The organism is Streptomyces sp. NPDC002754 (genome assembly GCF_053592315.1).
The window spans coordinates 23,950-38,641 of the sequence record NZ_JBSFVM010000026.1 but is presented as its reverse complement, the minus strand read 5'-3'; the positions used below and the strand labels follow the sequence as shown (position 1 = coordinate 38,641).

11 protein-coding genes and 1 tRNA gene are annotated in these 14,692 nt (G+C 68.9%); 6 read left to right on the top strand and 6 right to left on the bottom strand.

Annotated features, from left to right (window positions below; translation table 11 throughout):
• Nucleotides 1-10: 10 nt before the first annotated feature.
• Nucleotides 11-4,042 (top strand): ATP-dependent RNA helicase HrpA, encoded by a 4,032-nt coding sequence (hrpA, locus tag ACWD2L_RS32600; protein WP_351336852.1) that lies wholly within the window; start codon nucleotides 11-13, stop codon nucleotides 4,040-4,042.
• A gap of 94 nt (nucleotides 4,043-4,136) precedes the next feature.
• A tRNA-Asp gene (locus ACWD2L_RS32595) sits at nucleotides 4,137-4,211 on the top strand.
• Between the two features lie 676 nt (nucleotides 4,212-4,887).
• On the opposite strand, the gene bldC is transcribed toward ACWD2L_RS32595, so the two are convergent.
• Nucleotides 4,888-5,094, bottom strand: coding sequence for a developmental transcriptional regulator BldC (bldC, locus tag ACWD2L_RS32590; protein WP_003949541.1), 207 nt, complete (start codon nucleotides 5,092-5,094; stop codon nucleotides 4,888-4,890).
• A gap of 487 nt (nucleotides 5,095-5,581) precedes the next feature.
• Nucleotides 5,582-6,442, bottom strand: coding sequence for a hypothetical protein (locus ACWD2L_RS32585; RefSeq protein ID WP_351336855.1), 861 nt, complete (start codon nucleotides 6,440-6,442; stop codon nucleotides 5,582-5,584).
• 212 nt (nucleotides 6,443-6,654) lie between these two features.
• Between ACWD2L_RS32585 and ACWD2L_RS32580 the strand changes: the two genes are divergently transcribed.
• Both ACWD2L_RS32580 and ACWD2L_RS32575 read left to right on the top strand, forming a co-directional pair.
• Entirely contained in the window at nucleotides 6,655-7,740 is a 1,086-nt protein-coding gene (locus ACWD2L_RS32580; RefSeq protein WP_351336858.1) for a Leu/Phe/Val dehydrogenase, read from the top strand.
• A 263-nt stretch (nucleotides 7,741-8,003) separates the two neighbouring features.
• Nucleotides 8,004-8,267 (top strand): DUF3073 domain-containing protein, encoded by a 264-nt coding sequence (locus tag ACWD2L_RS32575; protein WP_351336882.1) that lies wholly within the window; start codon nucleotides 8,004-8,006, stop codon nucleotides 8,265-8,267.
• Between the two features lie 128 nt (nucleotides 8,268-8,395).
• Here ACWD2L_RS32575 and purM read toward each other — a convergent pair whose 3' ends face one another.
• Nucleotides 8,396-9,469 carry a phosphoribosylformylglycinamidine cyclo-ligase gene (purM, locus tag ACWD2L_RS32570; RefSeq protein ID WP_351336860.1) on the bottom strand — a complete coding sequence of 358 codons (1,074 nt, stop codon included), beginning with the start codon at nucleotides 9,467-9,469 and terminating at the stop codon, nucleotides 8,396-8,398.
• A gap of 42 nt (nucleotides 9,470-9,511) precedes the next feature.
• The gene (gene purF, locus ACWD2L_RS32565; RefSeq protein ID WP_351336862.1) at nucleotides 9,512-11,038 is read right to left on the bottom strand and encodes an amidophosphoribosyltransferase; all 1,527 of its coding nucleotides are present in this window, start codon (nucleotides 11,036-11,038) and stop codon (nucleotides 9,512-9,514) included.
• Between the two features lie 154 nt (nucleotides 11,039-11,192).
• Between purF and ACWD2L_RS32560 the strand changes: the two genes are divergently transcribed.
• Nucleotides 11,193-11,285 (top strand): putative leader peptide, encoded by a 93-nt coding sequence (locus ACWD2L_RS32560; protein WP_351336865.1) that lies wholly within the window; start codon nucleotides 11,193-11,195, stop codon nucleotides 11,283-11,285.
• 141 nt (nucleotides 11,286-11,426) lie between these two features.
• Nucleotides 11,427-12,851 carry a sulfatase family protein gene (locus tag ACWD2L_RS32555; protein ID WP_351336867.1) on the top strand — a complete coding sequence of 475 codons (1,425 nt, stop codon included), beginning with the start codon at nucleotides 11,427-11,429 and terminating at the stop codon, nucleotides 12,849-12,851.
• 15 nt (nucleotides 12,852-12,866) lie between these two features.
• Here ACWD2L_RS32555 and ACWD2L_RS32550 read toward each other — a convergent pair whose 3' ends face one another.
• A complete protein-coding gene (locus ACWD2L_RS32550; RefSeq protein WP_351336870.1) occupies nucleotides 12,867-13,697 on the bottom strand; it encodes an META domain-containing protein in 831 nt (276 codons plus the stop codon).
• A gap of 58 nt (nucleotides 13,698-13,755) precedes the next feature.
• Nucleotides 13,756-14,550, bottom strand: coding sequence for a maleylpyruvate isomerase family mycothiol-dependent enzyme (locus ACWD2L_RS32545; RefSeq protein ID WP_351336872.1), 795 nt, complete (start codon nucleotides 14,548-14,550; stop codon nucleotides 13,756-13,758).
• Nucleotides 14,551-14,692: the final 142 nt, after the last annotated feature.

The following is a 14,692-nucleotide window of genomic DNA, read 5'->3' as shown; positions in this document are numbered from 1 at the left end:
TTGGGGTCGTATGTCTAACCAGCCTGCCCCCGCCGCCGATCAGTTCGCCGCCGTAGCGCGGCGGATCTCCGAGCTGTCCCTGCGCGATGCGCACCGTCTCGGGCGCAGGCTCGAAGGCGCCCGCAAGATCCGTAAGCCGGAGGCCCGCGCCACCGTCGTCGCGGAGATCGACGCGGAGGCCGAGAAGGCCGCCGTCCGCACGGACACCCGCCGCGAGCGCCGCGCGGCCCTCGACGTCACGTATCCCGAGCAGCTCCCGGTCAGCCAGAAGAAGGACGAGATCGCCGAGGCGATCCGCGACCACCAGGTCGTGATCGTCGCCGGTGAGACCGGATCGGGAAAGACCACCCAGATCCCGAAGATCTGTCTCGAACTCGGCCGCGGTGTGCGCGGCATGATCGGGCACACCCAGCCGCGCCGCATCGCCGCCCGCACGGTCGCCGAGCGCGTCGCCGACGAGCTGCACACGCCGCTGGGCGAGGCGGTCGGCTGGAAGGTCCGGTTCACCGACCAGGTGAACCAGGACGCGACGTTCGTGAAGCTGATGACGGACGGCATCCTCCTCGCGGAGATCCAGACGGACCGCGAGCTGCGCGCGTACGACACGATCATCATCGACGAGGCGCACGAGCGGTCCCTGAACATCGACTTCCTCCTTGGTTACCTGGCGCAGCTGCTGCCGAAGCGCCCGGACCTCAAGGTCGTCATCACGTCCGCGACCATCGACCCCGAGCGCTTCTCGCGGCACTTCGGGGACGCCCCGATCGTCGAGGTCAGCGGCCGTACGTACCCGGTGGAGGTGCGGTACCGCCCGCTCCTCGAAGAGGCCGGCGACGATTCCGACCGCGACCAGATCACCGCGATCACGGACGCCGTCGACGAGCTGCAGAAGGAAGGCCCCGGCGACGTCCTGGTCTTCCTCTCCGGAGAGCGCGAGATCCGTGACACGGCGGACGCCCTGGAGAAGAAGTACGCCCGCTCCAAAGGCGCCGTCGTCCACAACACCGAGGTGCTGCCGCTGTACGCGCGGCTCTCGCACGCGGAGCAGAACCGCGTCTTCCAGCGCCATTCGGGCCGCCGCATCGTCCTCGCCACGAACGTCGCGGAGACCTCGCTGACGGTCCCCGGCATCAAGTACGTGATCGACCCGGGCACGGCCCGCATCTCGCGCTATTCGCACCGTACGAAGGTGCAGCGGCTGCCCATCGAGCCGGTCAGCCAGGCCAGCGCCAACCAGCGCAAGGGCCGCTGCGGCCGTACGTCCGACGGCATCTGCATCCGGCTCTACTCCGAGGACGACTTCCTCTCCCGCCCCGAGTTCACGGATGCGGAGATCCTCCGTACGAACCTGGCCTCGGTCATCCTCCAGATGACGGCGGCGGGGCTCGGCGACATCGAGAAGTTCCCGTTCATCGACCCGCCGGACCACCGCAACATCCGCGACGGCGTCCAACTCCTCCAGGAACTGGGCGCGTTGAACGCGGCGGAGAAGGACGTACGCAAGCGGCTCACCGACCAGGGCCGCAAGCTCGCCCAGCTCCCCGTCGACCCGCGCCTGGCCCGCATGGTCCTGGAGGCCGACAAGAACGGCTGCGTGCGCGAGGTCATGGTGATCGCCGCGGCGCTCTCCATCCAGGACCCGCGCGAGCGCCCCTCCGACAAGCAGGCGCAGGCCGACCAGCAGCACGCCCGCTTCAAGGACGAGACGAGCGACTTCCTCGCCTTCCTCAACCTCTGGCGTCACGTACGGGAACAGCAGAAGGAGCTCGGCTCCTCCGCCTTCCGCCGGATGTGCAAGCGCGAGTACCTGAACTTCCTGCGCATCCGCGAGTGGCAGGACATCTACACACAGCTGCGTACGGTCGCGAAGCAGATGGGCATCCATCTGGGCGACGCCGACACCCCCGCGGCGGACGACTCCATCCACCTCTCCCTCCTGTCCGGTTTGCTCTCGCACATCGGCATGAAAGATGTGAAGGAGACCAAGGAGTCCGCGCAGAAGGACCCCAAGCAGGCGGGCCGCGACCGCGGGCGCAACGAGTACATCGGCGCCCGCAACGCGAAGTTCGCGATCTTCCCCGGTTCGGCCCTCTTCAAGAAGCCCCCGCGGTTCGTGATGTCGGCGGAGCTCGTCGAGACCAGCCGGCTCTGGGCGCGGGTCAACGCGAGGATCGAACCCGAGTGGGTCGAGCCGCTCGCCGAGCACCTCCTCAAGCGCACCTACAGCGAGCCGCACTGGGAGAAGGACCAGGCGGCCGTGATGGCATACGAGAAGGTCACGCTGTACGGCGTCCCGCTCGTCGCCCAGCGCAAGGTGAACTACGGGCGGATCGACGCCGAGGTCAGCCGCGAGCTGTTCATCCGCAACGCGCTGGTCGAGGGCGACTGGCGCACGCACCACAAGTTCTTCGCCGACAACCGCCGACTCCTCACCGAGGTCGAGGAGTTGGAGCACCGGGCGCGCCGCCGCGACATCGTGGTGGACGACGACACTCTCTTCGACTTCTACGAGCAGCGGGTCCCGGAACACGTCGTATCGGGCGCCCACTTCGACTCCTGGTGGAAGCAGAAGCAGCGTGAGGAGCCCGAACTCCTCGACTTCGAGCGCTCGATGCTGATCCGCGAGTCGGCGGAGGCGGTCACCAAGGACGACTACCCGGACAGCTGGCGCCAGGGCGGGCTCAAGTTCCGGGTGACGTACCAGTTCGAGCCGGGGGCGGACGCGGACGGCGTGACCGTCCACATTCCGCTCCAGGTGCTCAACCAGGTCACCGACGAGGGCTTCGACTGGCAGATCCCCGGTCTGCGCCAGGACGTGGTCGTCGAGCTGATCCGCTCGCTGCCGAAGCCGATCCGCCGGAACTACGTTCCGGCGCCGAACTTCGCGAAGGAGTTCCTGAACCGGGCGGTGCCCCTCCAGGAGCCGCTGCCGACGACGCTCGCCCGCGAACTCCAGCGGATGGTCGGCGTCCCGGTCTCTGCGGACGACTTCGACCTGACCCGCGTACCGGACCACCTGAAGATCACGTTCCGGATCGTCGACGAGCGGCGCCGCAAGCTCGCCGAGGACAAGGACCTGGAGGCGCTGAAGCTCAAGCTGAAGCCGAAGGCGCGGCAGGCGATCTCGCAGGCGGCCAAGTCCACCGCCGAGCGCTCCGGCGGCCCGTCCGTGGAGCAGGGGGGTCTCACCGACTGGAGCGTCGGCACGCTGGCGAAGGTCTTCGAGACCCGGCGCGCGGGCCAGCCCGTGAAGGCGTTCCCGGCGCTGGTCGATGACGGCGACACCGTGTCCGTACGGCTCTTCGACAGCGAGGCCGAGCAGGCGCGGGCGATGTGGAAGGGCACGCGCCGGCTCATCCTCCGCAACATCCCGGTGAACCCGGGCAAGTTCGCCTCGGACAAGCTGAGCAACGCGCAGAAGCTCGCCCTGTCCGCGAACCCGCACGGCTCCGTGCAGGCGCTCTTCGACGACTGCGCGATGGCGGCGGCGGACAAGCTCATCGGCGACTTCGGCGGTCCCGCCTGGGACGAGGAGTCGTACCGCAAGCTCTACGACAAGGTGCGCGCGGAGATCGTCGACACCACGGTGAAGGCGGTTGGCCAGGTGCAGCAGGTGCTGGCGGCCTGGCAGGCCTGTGAGCGGCGCCTGAAGTCCACGAAGAGCGTGGTGCTGCTGCCCAACCTCCAGGACGTGCGCGCCCAGTTGGACGCCCTGGTGAAGCCGGGCTTCGTCACGGCCACGGGACTGCGGCGGCTGTCCGACCTGATGCGCTATCTCGTCGCGGCCGACCGGCGGCTCCAGCAGATGCCGACCAACGTCCAGCGGGACACCAGCCGCATGGAGAAGGTCCACGAGATGCGGGACGAGTACCTGTGGCTGCTCGAGCAGATGCCGCAGGGGCGGCCCGTGCCGCAGGAGGTGCTCGACATCCGCTGGATGATCGAGGAGCTGCGGGTCAGCTATTTCGCCCACGCGCTGGGCACGGCGTACCCCGTCTCGGACAAGCGGATCGTGAAGGCGATCGACGCTCAGGTGCCGTAACCGGCCGACCGCACACGGTGAGTTCGACCGCACGGCCTGGGCTGCTGTAGAGTCCTGTCTCGCAGCGCAACGCAGTAACAGCGCAGCGAAACGAGGTCCTGTGGAGCAGTTTGGAGTGCTCGCCACCCTGTCAAGGTGGAGGCCGCGGGTTCAAATCCCGTCAGGACCGCAGTAGATGAGGCCCGCACCGTAACGGTGCGGGCCTCTTTCGTTGCGGTTGCGGGGCGCTGCCCCGGACCCCGCGCGTCAATCGCCGGCGGGGCTTGATGGGTGCGGCGGGGCTTGAGTACGCACAGGGAGCCCCCAGGAAGGCCCCTGTAGCGCCACAGGAGGGCCTGCGAGGGTGGTGGGGGCGAAAGTCCTTCGAAGGGGTGACCAAAGGCGGCCCTGTGGGCCCTCAACTGGTGGCAGCCTGGGGAGAGTCGACGTCGCGGGCGGAAGTGCACACCGGGGCCGGAGCCCATTAGCGCAAGGGCGTCACCTGCAACAAGCGACAGGGCCTGTGACGGGTGTCACCGAACTTGTTTTGGAAACACCGTTTCTTACCCCCTCCCTACAACGGCTCAATTTAATATGTGCAATTGCACCATCCCCGACAGGGAGCCACAGGGGCACACACGAACCCCCACCAGGGGCCGGCCCGCGCGCACAAAAAAGATCGCGCTGGACCCGGCGGAGTCCAGCGCGATCGAACGACGCTTGCATGAGGCAGTTGAGATGACGCCTCGGCGCTCTTCATAAGAAGGAGTCCTGTTGGGGCAGGACCCGCGTCGGGTGGAGCTATGGGTGGGCGTCGGCAGGTTGGGGGACCCGGAAACGCCCGTATTGCTGCGCTATGCGGCGCCTCAGGCCTCGCTGCGCTGCTGCGGGATACCCGCAAGCAGTGCGCGGACCTCGGCCTCGCGGTAGCGGCGATGTCCGCCGAGCGTGCGGATCGACGTGAGCTTGCCAGCCTTCGCCCAGCGCGTGACCGTCTTGGGGTCGACGCGGAACATAGTGGCGACCTCAGCCGGGGTCAGCAGCGGCTCGGCATCAGGGGTGCGAGCGGTCATGAGCGGCCTCCTCGGAGAACCGAACCTTCTCGGTTCATTCCTCTAAATTCTGCACCTTGACCCGCGTTGCCCGAAATGGCGGACGCGAGTCGAGTCGGTTATAGGACGAACGGCTTGTCCTCGGCACTACAACTACACCATCCGTCCAGCCACGTCGGCCAAACCGATGGAATTGCCCTCCCAGGTGTTCATCAGCGACGGAAGCCGATGGACCATGCCATAGCGGACAGTCACGCCACAGTGACGATCAGTCACAGAGCGATCAGGAGCCATCAGACCCCCCAACGGCAGTGCAATACCGAGTAATCCGTCCATGGTTGGACTTAGTTGGACGGAAGGAGCCCTCCCCGGACTCCTTGTCCTATTTTGGCACGAGGAGGGGTGATGGGCGCAAGGTCCCCGTAAGTGCTGTCCATCACGCTTGAGGCAAAAGCCCGGATCGGGACGTAGGTCCCGAAGGTCTGTGTGAGCGGCCTCACTTGGGGGTTCAGTTCGCGAACTCCCTGTCCCGCGCCGACCGCCAGCGTTCCACAAGCCTCGCGTACGCCTCTCCCGCACCGTCCTCGTCACCGACGCGCAGCGCCGCGATGCCCTCGGCCACATCCGCCGCCGAGTGGTCCTCCTCGAGGAATTCCCGCGACAGGGCGTGCACGAGCCCGCCGTAGTCGAGCTCGACGTACGAACGGGGGTGGAACTCCTCGAGCCAGCGCCCCACATCTACCAGGCCGTCGATCAGCGGCCCTTCCTCGATCGAGTCCTTCAGCGCCTTCAGACTCCGCGCGACCCGGCGCCTCGCCTGCACCATCGGCGTGCGGTAGCGCAGCCGCGGGACGCCGACGCCCTCCGCCTCGTCCTCGTCGCTCTTCTGCTCGTACTCGCGCTCGCCGTCCGACACCAGCACGAACCAGTTGATCGGCACCTGCCACGTGGACGTACGGATCCAGGGCCTGGCGTCGGGGTTCCGCTCCAGCCAGCGGTCGTAATCGGCGGCCGACTGCCGGCGCACCACCAGGGGGATCGCCGCGTCCAGGACCGGGGCCGGCAGCTCGCCGGGCAGCTCGTCCATGGCCTGCCAGCCGCGCAGCCGGGTGCGCCAGGGGCAGACGCACACCACCCCGTCGATCACGATCACGAACGCGTCGTCGCTCTCGTGCACCGGCACGGGCACCGGCGGCGTGGGCAACAGATCAGCCAAAGAACGGCGCAATTCATCCTGATAGGAGGGGAGGCTCTCGCGTTTCGCGTAGCGCTCCCAATGACCGCGCTCGGGCTGCGGGAACGCTGCGAGGGGCTCGTACACGCGCAGATACGCCGCGTACGGGACGGACACCGAGGACATCTTGGGCACGGCTGCTCCCTCCCCCACCCACCGACTGGAAAACACTGCCCATCGTCCCACTCGGTCACAGGGCGGTGACGCGGCGCGAGAGGGTGATCCTCCGCACTGCGCCGATGCCGGGCACCGCCACGCTCTAATCTCTTGCTCACACACCATGTCGGACGCCCGCCACCCGCACGGGAATCCGCTCAACCGCCGCTATGTACTTGGGAGTCACCACAGTGACCGATCCGACCGGCGATGTCCTGCACACCCTCTTCCACTCCGAACAGGGCGGCCACGAGCAGGTCGTGCTCTGCCAGGACCGCGCGAGCGGCCTCAAGGCCGTCATCGCCCTCCACAGCACCGCCCTGGGCCCGGCCCTCGGCGGCACGCGCTTCTATCCGTACGCCTCCGAGCAGGAAGCGGTCGCCGACGCGCTGAACCTCGCGCGCGGCATGTCCTACAAGAACGCCATGGCCGGGCTCGACCACGGCGGCGGCAAGGCCGTGATCATCGGCGACCCGCACACGGTGAAGAGCGAACAGCTGCTGCTCGCCTACGGCCGCTTCGTCGCCTCGCTCGGCGGCCGGTACGTGACCGCGTGCGACGTCGGTACGTACGTGGCCGACATGGACGTCGTGGCGCGCGAGTGCCGCTGGACCACCGGGCGCTCGCCCGAGAACGGCGGCGCGGGCGACTCCTCCGTACTCACCGCCTTCGGCGTCTTCCAGGGCATGCGGGCCAGCGCCCAGCACCTGTGGGGCGACCCCACGCTGCGCGGCCGCAGGGTCGGCGTCGCCGGTGTGGGCAAGGTGGGGCACCACCTCGTCGAGCACCTCCTGGAGGACGGCGCCGAGGTCGTGGTGACCGATGTCCGCGCGGAGTCCGTGCGGCAGATCACCGACCGGCACCCCGAGGTCGCGGTCGCCGCCGACACCGGGGCCCTGATCCGCGTGGAGGGGCTCGACATCTACGCGCCCTGCGCCCTGGGCGGCGCGCTCAACGACGGCTCCGTGCCGGTACTGACCGCGAAGGTGGTGTGCGGCGCGGCCAACAACCAGCTCGCGCACCCGGGCGTCGAGAAGGACCTCTCGGACCGCGGGATCCTCTACGCGCCGGACTACGTGGTGAACGCGGGCGGCGTCATCCAGGTCGCCGACGAGCTGCACGGCTTCGACTTCGACCGGTGCAGGGCGAAGGCCGCGAAGATCTTCGACACGACACTTTCCATCTTTGCTCGCGCGAAGACCGACGGCATTCCGCCGGCCGCGGCGGCCGACCGGATCGCCGAGCAGCGGATGGCCGAGGCACGCGGGCGGGGCTGATGAGGTCCGGTGCGTAACGAGCATCACGCCCCTCGGCGGGTCGCTCGTCAGGAAGAGGTTAAAATCGCAGCTGACCAGCGAGGAAAGGGCTCCTGGCTGGTCCTGCGCGCAGGCGCGTCCTGCGGGCGACGTACCGTATGGGCGTGGGCTCAGGTACCGTGGAAGCCCTACGGACCGGTCTCCCTGCGGGGAGTCCGTTCCAGATCATGTACGCGTGTCAAGACTCTGGGGCCATGAAGCCCCATCACCGAGGGGGTCGAGCCATGGGGCGCGGCCGGGCCAAGGCCAAGCAGACGAAGGTCGCCCGCCAGCTGAAGTACAACAGCGGCGGGACAGACCTGTCGCGTCTGGCCAACGAGCTAGGCGCATCCACGTCGGATCCAGTATCGAATCAGCCGCCGAACGGCGAGCCTTTCGAGGATGACGACGAGGAAGACGACCCGTACGCCCGCTACGCGGATACGTACGACGAGAATGAGGACGAGGACGGCGAGTCCGGTCCTTCGTCACAGCGCCGCGGCGCTTGACCTCGTAACGCGTCAGCGGCGTCGCAGTCGCTGCACTTCACCCGGTCCGGGGTGGTCACCACGCCGGACCGGGTTTTGTGCTGTCCGTACAGCTGTCCGTGCAAGGGGCGAGGGCGCCCCCGCGGGGACTACTTGGCGTAGTCCCCGGTGAGCTCGGCGCCGGTGGTGTGCTCGCCGCGCTCGACGATCTCTCCGGCCACCCACGAGTCCACGCCGCGGTCCGCCAGGGTCGCCAGGGCGACCTCAACGGACTCCTGCGGCACGATCGCCATCATGCCGACGCCCATGTTCAGCGTCTTCTCCAGCTCCAGGCGCTCGACCTGACCCTTCTTTCCGACCAGGTCGAAGATCGGGTCCGGGGTCCACGTGGAGCGGTCGACCGTGGCGTGCAGGCCGTCCGGGATCACGCGGGCCAGGTTCGCCGCGAGGCCGCCGCCCGTGATGTGGCTGAAGGCGTGCACCCTGGCGGTGCTGATGAGCGAGAGGCAGTCCAGGGAGTAGATCTTCGTCGGCTCCAGGAGCTCCTCGCCGAGCGTGCGGCCGAGTTCCTCGACGTGCTCGCCCAGGTCCATCCCCGCGCGCTCCAGGAGGACGTGGCGGACCAGCGAGTACCCGTTCGAGTGAAGACCGGAGGACGCCATGGCGATCACCGCGTCACCCGTACGGATGCGATCCGGGCCCAGCAGGTTGTCGCGCTCCACCACGCCCGTGCCCGCGCCCGCGACATCGAAGTCGTCCGCGCCGAGCAGCCCGGGGTGCTCCGCGGTCTCGCCGCCGACGAGGGCGCAGCCCGCGAGGACACAGCCCTCGGCGATGCCCTTCACGATGCCGGCGACCCGCTCGGGGTGGACCTTGCCGACGCAGATGTAGTCGGTCATGAAGAGCGGCTCGGCGCCGCACACCACGATGTCGTCCATGACCATCGCGACGAGGTCATGGCCGATCGTGTCGTAGACGCCCAGCTGTCGGGCGATGTCGACCTTCGTGCCGACGCCGTCGGTGGCCGAGGCCAGCAGCGGTCGCTCGTACTTCTTGAGGGCGGAGGCGTCGAAGAGGCCGGCGAAGCCGCCGAGGCCGCCGAGGACCTCGGGGCGCTGCGTCTTCTTCACCCACTCCTTCATGAGCTCCACGGCGCGGTCGCCGGCTTCGATGTCGACGCCCGCGGACGCGTAGGAGGCACCGGAGGACTGGGTCTCAGACATTGCCTGGGATCTTTCGCTTGGTGAATACGAGAACGAGGAGGCCTACGGGCGACGGATCGCGTCGGACGCGGCCGTGGACGCGGGACCCGCGGCCAGTTCCGTCTCCAGGAGCTGCTTGCCGAGGAGCTCCGGGTCGGGGAGGTCCATCGGGTACTCGCCGTCGAAGCAGGCACGGCAGAGGTTCGGCTTGGCGATGGTGGTCGCCTCGATCATGCCGTCGATGGAGATGTAGGAAAGCGAGTCGACCCCGAGCGAGGTGCCGATCTCCTCGACCGTCATGCCGTTGGCGATCAGCTCCGCGCGGGTCGCGAAGTCGATGCCGAAGAAGCAGGGCCACTTGATGGGCGGCGAGGAGATCCGCACGTGGATCTCGGCCGCGCCGGCCTCGCGGAGCATGCGGACCAGGGCGCGCTGGGTGTTGCCGCGCACGATCGAGTCGTCGACGACGACAAGACGCTTGCCCTTGATGACTTCCTTGAGCGGGTTCAGCTTCAGACGGATGCCGAGCTGGCGGATCGTCTGGGAGGGCTGGATGAACGTGCGCCCGACATAGGCGTTCTTCACCAGACCGTTGCCGAACGGGATGCCGGAGGCCTCGGCGTAGCCGACCGCGGCCGGAGTCCCGGATTCCGGTGTGGCTATGACGAGGTCGGCGTCGGCGGGGGCTTCCTTGGCGAGCTTGCGGCCCATCTCCACCCGGGAGAGGTACACGTTCCGGCCCGCGATGTCCGTGTCCGGACGGGCCAGGTACACGTACTCGAAGACACAGCCCTTGGGCTTTGCCTCGGCGAATCGGGACGTTCGCAGGCCGTTCTCGTCGATGGCGACGAACTCGCCCGGCTCGATCTCGCGGACGTAACTGGCGCCGCAGATGTCGAGAGCGGCGCTCTCCGACGCGACGACCCAGCCGCGCTCCAGACGGCCGAGGACCAGCGGGCGGATGCCCTGCGGGTCACGGCCGGCGTACAGCGTGTTCTCGTCCATGAAGACGAGCGAGAAGGCGCCCTTGACCTGAGGCAGCACCTTGTCGGCCGCCTCTTCCACGGTCAGCGGCTTGCCGTCCTCGTCGACCTGCCCCGCGAGCAGGGCCGTCACCAGGTCGGTGTCGTTGGTGGCCGCGACCTGACTCGCGCGGCCCTTCTCCTTGGGGAGTTCGGCGACCATCTCGGCGAGCTGCGCCGTGTTGACCAGGTTGCCGTTGTGCCCGAGGGCGATCGAACCGTGCGCGGTGGCACGGAACGTCGGCTGGGCGTTCTCCCATACGGAGGCCCCGGTGGTCGAGTAGCGGGCGTGACCGACCGCGATATGACCTTGGAGCGAGCCTAGAGAGGTCTCGTCGAAGACCTGGGAAACGAGCCCCATGTCCTTGAAGACGAGGATCTGGGAGCCGTTACTGACCGCGATTCCCGCGGATTCCTGACCCCGGTGTTGGAGGGCGTAGAGCCCGAAGTAAGTGAGCTTTGCGACCTCTTCACCCGGAGCCCAGACACCGAAGACGCCACAAGCGTCCTGGGGGCCTTTCTCGCCGGGGAGCAGGTCGTGATTGAGTCGACCGTCACCACGTGGCACGTCTTTGAGTGTAGTCGTGATCCCCCGGTGGTCCGAATTGGGGACTGGGGCTACGCGGGTTGACCGGGGCGGATGTGACTCAACTCATCGCCTCGTCCGCACTGCGGGACGCGTGGTTGACAGGTGTACGTCAGTCTCGGCAGAGTCCTGGCCCATGCAGCCACTCCGTGACCGTGCGGTCACCCTTGTGGAGCGCCGCCACGTCGACCTGGTCCGTGTCGCGAGCGCGATCTGTCTCTGCGTGTGATCCTCCTCCGCCGCTGACGTCCGTCCGACGTCGGCCGCGGCTCCCGCACCCTGCGCCGGGGCCGCTCCTCCATGCATCCGCGCCCTGCTGAGGCGCGTACTTCGCATGCCGCCCCGGCGGCCCCATCACCCCGGAGACCCCATGCCTTCGCATGCCTCTCGCCTGTCCCGTCGCGCCCTCGGCGGGGCGGCCGTCGCCACCGTCGCCGCCGCCGGAGTCGGATCCACGAGCCGCACCGCACAGGCGGCCGAGCCCCGTGAGGCGCCCTTCAGGGCCGCCGCCGGACGCGCGTCACGGCGGCCCAACATCCTGTTCATCCTGGGCGACGACCTCGGCTGGGCGGACCTCTCCTCGTACGGCGCCCCGCACATCAAGACTCCGAACCTCGACCGCCTGGCACGCCAGGGCGTCCGGTTCACCGACGCGTACAGCGGTTCCGCGACCTGCTCGCCGACCCGGTTCAGCCTCTACACCGGCCGCTATCCGGGCCGTACGAAGGGCGGGCTCGCGGAGCCGATCGCCGACCGGTCCGTGGGGCTCGACCCGAACCACCCCACGCTCGCCTCGCTGCTGCGCGGCGCCGGCTACGCGACCGCGCTGATCGGCAAGTGGCACTGCGGCTACCTGCCGGACCACTCGCCGACCAAGTCCGGCTGGGACGAGTTCTTCGGGAACTTCGGCGGGGCCCTTGAGTACTACTCGAAGCTGGGCCTCGGCGGCGAGTACGACCTCTACGAGGGCGAGGTGAAGGAGGGCGACGCCGAGTACAAGGACCTGCGGTACTACACACGGATCCTGACCGAGCGGGCGAGCGAGTACGTCCGCCGTGACCACGGTGACCAGCCGTGGCTGCTCGACCTCAACTTCACGACCCCGCACTGGCCGTGGATAGCCGACGGGGACGAGGAGGCGAGCGCCGAGGTCGTACGGAAGATCAAGGCGGGCGACCAGCGGGCCCTCTTCCACGACGACGGCGGATCGGTCGAGAAGTACACGGAGATGGTGCAGGACCTGGACCGCTCGATCGGACAGGTCCTGGCGGCCCTGAAGGAGTCCGGACAGGAGCAGGACACGCTCGTCTTCTTCGCCTCGGACAACGGCGGTGAGCGCTTCTCCTACAACTGGCCGCTGTCCGGCAACAAGTCGTCCCTCCAGGAGGGCGGCATCCGCGTGCCGACGATCGTGCGCTGGCCGGCCCGTATCGACGGCGGGCAGGTCAGCCACGAGCCGGTGTTCACCCCCGACTGGACGGCGACGTTGCTGGAGATCGGTGGGGCCCGCGCCGACAGGTCGTACCCCCTGGACGGCACCAGCCTTGCCGGATATCTGTTGCGCGGCGCGGAGTTGGCGGAACGCGACCTGTTCTGGCGGGTGCGCGGGGAGCGGGCCGTGCGGCGCGGCGACTGGAAGTACTACCGGGGCACCGGCGGCACCGACCAGTTGTTCAACCTCGCGGCCGACCGGCGCGAGCAGGCGGACCGGTCGGCCGACGAGCCGAAGCTGCTGGCCGAGTTGAAGGCGGTGTGGGAGAAGACGGACGGAGAGCTGCTCCCGTATCCGTCCTGATGTGTTGAGGTCCGGTCACCCGCCGGCGGCGGTGAGCCCGATGCCGGAGCCGTTCGGCTTCTTCAGCGTGAGGGCGTCACCCTGGATGTCGTACGACGCCTTGTTCTTCAGGACGTCGAGCATCGTCTTCTCGACCTCGGCGGCCGCTCCGATGCAGCCCATACGGGTGCCGGCCAGCGGTCCGAAGGTGACGTGTCCGTTGGTGACGGTGGCCTTGGCGCGGCCGCTGTTGCAGCCGAGGCGGGCGCTGACGTGGCCGTCCTTGTCGAAGACGAGCCGGGCCCTGCCCTGCGCGGCCTTCGGCAGGGAGCGGGTGGTGTCGTCGGCGCTGAGGCTGGTGACGTTCCACTTGGTGCCGACCAGCTGGGCGTCGCGCTGTTCGGCGAGGGTGACGGTGTCGCCGTTGGCCCGTGTGAGGGTCAGCCGGTCGTTCTTGTCGCCGGCGGACTTGATCGTGTTCTTGGTGGCGAGGGCGCCGGCCAGGGTCTTCTCGAAGGCGCGGACGTCGTCGCCCTCGCAGAGCATCATGGTCCGCTTCGCCTTGCCGAGGTCGACGCTGTCCCCGGTGACCTGCGCCTCGGCGTCGAAGTGGTTGCAGCCGTAGTTGCCGCGCACCCGCTCGTCCGAGACGAATTCGAGGTACGCGCTGCCCGGGGCCTTCGTCGTCTTCCCGCCCACCGTCACGCTCTGGACGCTCCAGTGGACGCCGGTTATCGGGGCCGCCCCGGCCGTCTTGGCGCCGGGCGCCTGCTGGTCGCCGCACGCGGTCACGGTGGCCAGCGCGGCGAGCGGCAGGGCGGCGGTGGTGATCAGGGCACGTGTACGGGATGTACGTAGCGTGAGCATGGCAATGGGACGTGGCGGTCCGCGTTCCGGTTCCGGCCGACCGCGCGTCCCGTGCGCATCACGCCATGATCGGCAGCAGTCCGGCCAGGTCGGCCCGCTCGCCGCTCGCGCTCACCAGCGCGTCCTCGACCGCCGCCGACCAGCTCGTACGGCCCGTGGCCAGCCGGATCCAGGTGAGCGGGTCGGTCTCCACGACGTTCGGCGGGGTGCCGCGGGTGTGCCGGGGGCCCTCGACGCACTGGACGACGGCGTACGGCGGGATCCGGACCTCGGTGGAGGCGCCGGGGGCCTTGGTGGCGAGGGCGTCGGCGAGGATCCGGGTGCAAGCGGCCAGGGCCTGCCGGTCGTACGGGACGTCGAGGCCCGGCACGGCGTCGTTCAGGTCGTCGGTGTGGACGATCAGCTCGACGGTGCGGGTGGCCAGGTAGTCGGAGAGCGTCATGTGGCCGGTGCGGTTGGCGACGAGTGCGTCGCCTTCGTGCTCCGCGAGGGCCTGTTCGAGGCTCTGCTCGGCGTTGGCGTAGAGCGTGGCGAGGTCGTGGTCCGCCGCGAGCCCGGTCACGTACTCGGCGATGTCCTGCGCGTGCGGTGCCGAGGTCATCGGCCAGTCCTGCGGCAGGAGTTCGGCCTTGCCCGGCCCGGCCGCGGCGAGCCCGCGGGCGACAGCGCTCGTCGCCATCGTGATGTGCGCGGCGAGCTCCCGCACGGTCCAGTCCCCGAGCCGCGTCGGACCGTCGAGGTGCTCGGGCGTGAGCGTCTCGACCGCCTTCCGTACGTTGCCGAACTGGGCCAGAACGGCGGTGCGGGTCTTGTCGACGTTGTAAACGCGGGGCTTCCTCTTGGCCGTTGGCATGGCCCGAGCTTACGACCGGGGTCGGCGCCATGGCCCAGGCCACCGTAACCGGCACGCGGCACCGTGGTGCCGACGCCCCCGGAGGGGGCGGGGGGGAGATGGGCGGGGAGACGGCCATCACCCACGGAAAGCCGGGCCCCCG